2 protein-coding genes are annotated in these 2,685 nt (G+C 57.7%); one reads left to right on the forward strand and one right to left on the reverse strand.

What is annotated here, in order from left to right; genetic code table 11:
- Positions 1-1,416, reverse strand: a 1,416-nt coding sequence (locus IRZ24_RS19100; RefSeq protein WP_297167961.1) for a trehalose-6-phosphate synthase, incomplete at its 3' end; no start/stop codon positions are given.
- 402 nt (positions 1,417-1,818) lie between these two features.
- On the opposite strand from IRZ24_RS19100, the gene rph reads away from it, so the two are divergent.
- A complete protein-coding gene (gene rph / locus IRZ24_RS19105; RefSeq protein ID WP_366914337.1) occupies positions 1,819-2,529 on the forward strand; it encodes a ribonuclease PH in 711 nt (236 codons plus the stop codon).
- Positions 2,530-2,685: the final 156 nt, after the last annotated feature.

Consider the following 2,685-nt stretch of genomic DNA (forward strand, 5'->3'; position numbering starts at 1 on the left):
CCGCTCACGCTCTTCAGAGGGCAGCGTCAGAGCAGTATAGAGAGCCTCGGCGGTCTCGGCCACATCTAGAGGAGAAGTCGGGATAGCCGCCTTGCCAAGCTGCTGGAAAGCTCCAGCCGTGCGCGAGAGCACAAGCACACCATTGCGCTTGTTGACAACGGCTCCTTCCTTGGCTACCAGGTTCATCCCATCAATAATGGGATTGACGAGCAGCACATCGTAAAACTGCATGGCAGCCAAGGCCCGCGTACGGTCGTTGTCGCAGAAGACCTCTATAGGCTTCCAGTTGGCATCACCGTAGCGCGCGTTAATCTCTTCAACGAGCTTGAGCACCTCACTATTGAGCCGCTTGTATTCGGGCAATGATTGACGCGAAGGAACTAAGAAGGCAAGGAATTTGACTTTGCCGCGAAGCTCGGGATGTTCCTCTAGCATCTGGGCATAGGCCTGAAAGCCCCGAGGAATGTTCTTCGTCGGTTCGATGCGGTCAACCCGCATGATCGTCTGCTCGCCCAACAGAGGGACAATCTTTTCAGCAGCGCGCCGCCCGGCCAGGCTCTGGACAATGCGCCGCTCCTCAGTGACAGAGATTGAAATCGGGTAAGCCCGGGCTAGCGTACGATGCCCCTGCCAGATCACGGTCCCTTCTTCAAAGTCGACTTCAGCTCCGTCAAGAATGGTCCGCGCACCCTCTAGGAAGTTGCGCGCGTCGCGCTCGGTCTGAAAACCAACGATGTCGTTGCCCACCAGGCCCCGGTAAATCTCCTGGCTGATGTTACTGGGCAAAAAGTGCCAGCAGCGGCTGTCTGGCCAGGGGATATGAATAAACTGCTGGGTAATAATGGTAGGGTGGCGCTCACGGATCATGGCGGCCACCAGATAGAGATGATAGTCATGCAGCATGACCACCGGTGTGGTCTCTGCACGCTCAATCTCAGCATTCACCGCCTCAGCAATGGCCTGATTGGCCACTCGATAGCCATTCCTCCAGGCATCCTGCAGCCGCTGATAGTTGAAAGAGTCACTGCTAGGATCATAGAGGTAGTGCTGCAAGAACCAGAGCACCCGATTGCTGATAATGTCGTAGTGCTTGCGATAGGCCGTCTTGGGGATGACTACGTAGCGAAGCTGCATCTTGAGGTTCGGCAACGGCGAGGGGATGCATCCGCACTCGGCTTCGGCGTTGCGCGCCGCTAGACGATCCCCTTCTGTCATCGCCATCGCGACCCAGGTGACTTCCATGCGGCTGGCCGCCTCAATGAGAGCTGTGACGACCCCCCCCGCGCCCCGCCGAGACTTCAAGACTTTATCTTGTGTAAGATAAAATTCAACGGGACCGCGGTTGGTCGCAATGATGAGACGATGCGCATGGAGTGGCTCGGCTTGCGCAGGATGCAGCGTTTTATGCGCAGACATAGGTTGGTCCTTTCTAACAGGTTCTTCGCGCTTCGGCTGCGACTTTCTGCTGCTCTTCATCTCTCTCTCGCTATTGTGCTCGTTTGTCCGCTCCCTCCTTATGCGGGCTAGCTGGGTATGCGTTATTCGCCGCTGGAGCCTAGCCTCTCGCCTGCCTGGAGACGAGAAGCGAGCTGCGACGCGAGGGAACGCAGACCTTCCTCAGCCCTCTTTAGGCGACACACGGTCAGATACCTCTGTTGGAGACACCCTTATGTATAGTACCATATTCGCTGAGGAAATGGGGCCTCTTCCCCTCGGGCATAGCAGCCCGTTCCAGGAGAAGCATCCTGCCTCAGTATTTTTCATGAGTTGGCACCAGACTTTGAACAAGTTGAAATTGTGACGAGGGCTTCGCTTATGATACGCACAGACGGGCGTTCTCAGACTCAACTACGGCCCGTACACTTCACGGTTGATTATCTGGACTACGCCGAGGGATCGGTGATCATCGAGGCCGGACGCACACGAGTATTATGCGCCGCCACCGTTGAAGAGAAAGTACCTGCTTTTCTAGAAGGCAGCGGACGCGGCTGGGTCACCGCCGAGTATAGCATGCTTCCGCGGGCCACACATACCCGCACACCTCGAGAGCGCGAGGGGCGCCTCAGCGGTCGTACTCAGGAGATCCAACGCTTGATCGGGCGCTCGCTGCGCGCCGCCGTAGATCTGGAGGCCCTAGGAGGACGCACACTGATTCTCGATTGTGATGTGCTGCAAGCAGATGGCGGCACGCGCACCGCTGCGATTACCGGCGCCTTCGTGGCACTCTACCGCGCTTGCAGCCGCTTGGTAGAGCGCGGCCTCTTGCCCGCCCACCCAGTACGCACCGCCGTGGCCGCAGTCAGCGTAGGCATTGTCGAGGGAGAAGCCTTGATCGATCTGTGTTATGAGGAGGATGCACGGGCTGAGGTCGACTTCAATGTGGTGATGACAGGCCATGGTGACTTTGTGGAAGTCCAAGGGACCGGCGAAGGTGGCGTTTTTAGTCGCGCTCGCTTGGATGAGCTGCTCTCTCTGGCTCAGCAAGGGATCAGCCAGCTCCTCGCCTTGCAGCAGCCATACCTGAGTTAGCTCCCGGTCGGCTGCGCGTCGCTCGCCCCCAGCCTCTTGAGCTACCTGTCAGCGGTACTAAAGTACCGCTTCTCCCCCTCCTCAAGGGAGCCTGCTTCCTTACCTTGCTCGTGGCTCTGGTACAATAAAAATGGCATCGGTGCGGTGTATCAGGAT

It is taken from the genome of Thermogemmatispora sp., assembly GCF_019683755.1.
GTDB lineage: Bacteria > Chloroflexota > Ktedonobacteria > Ktedonobacterales > Ktedonobacteraceae > Thermogemmatispora.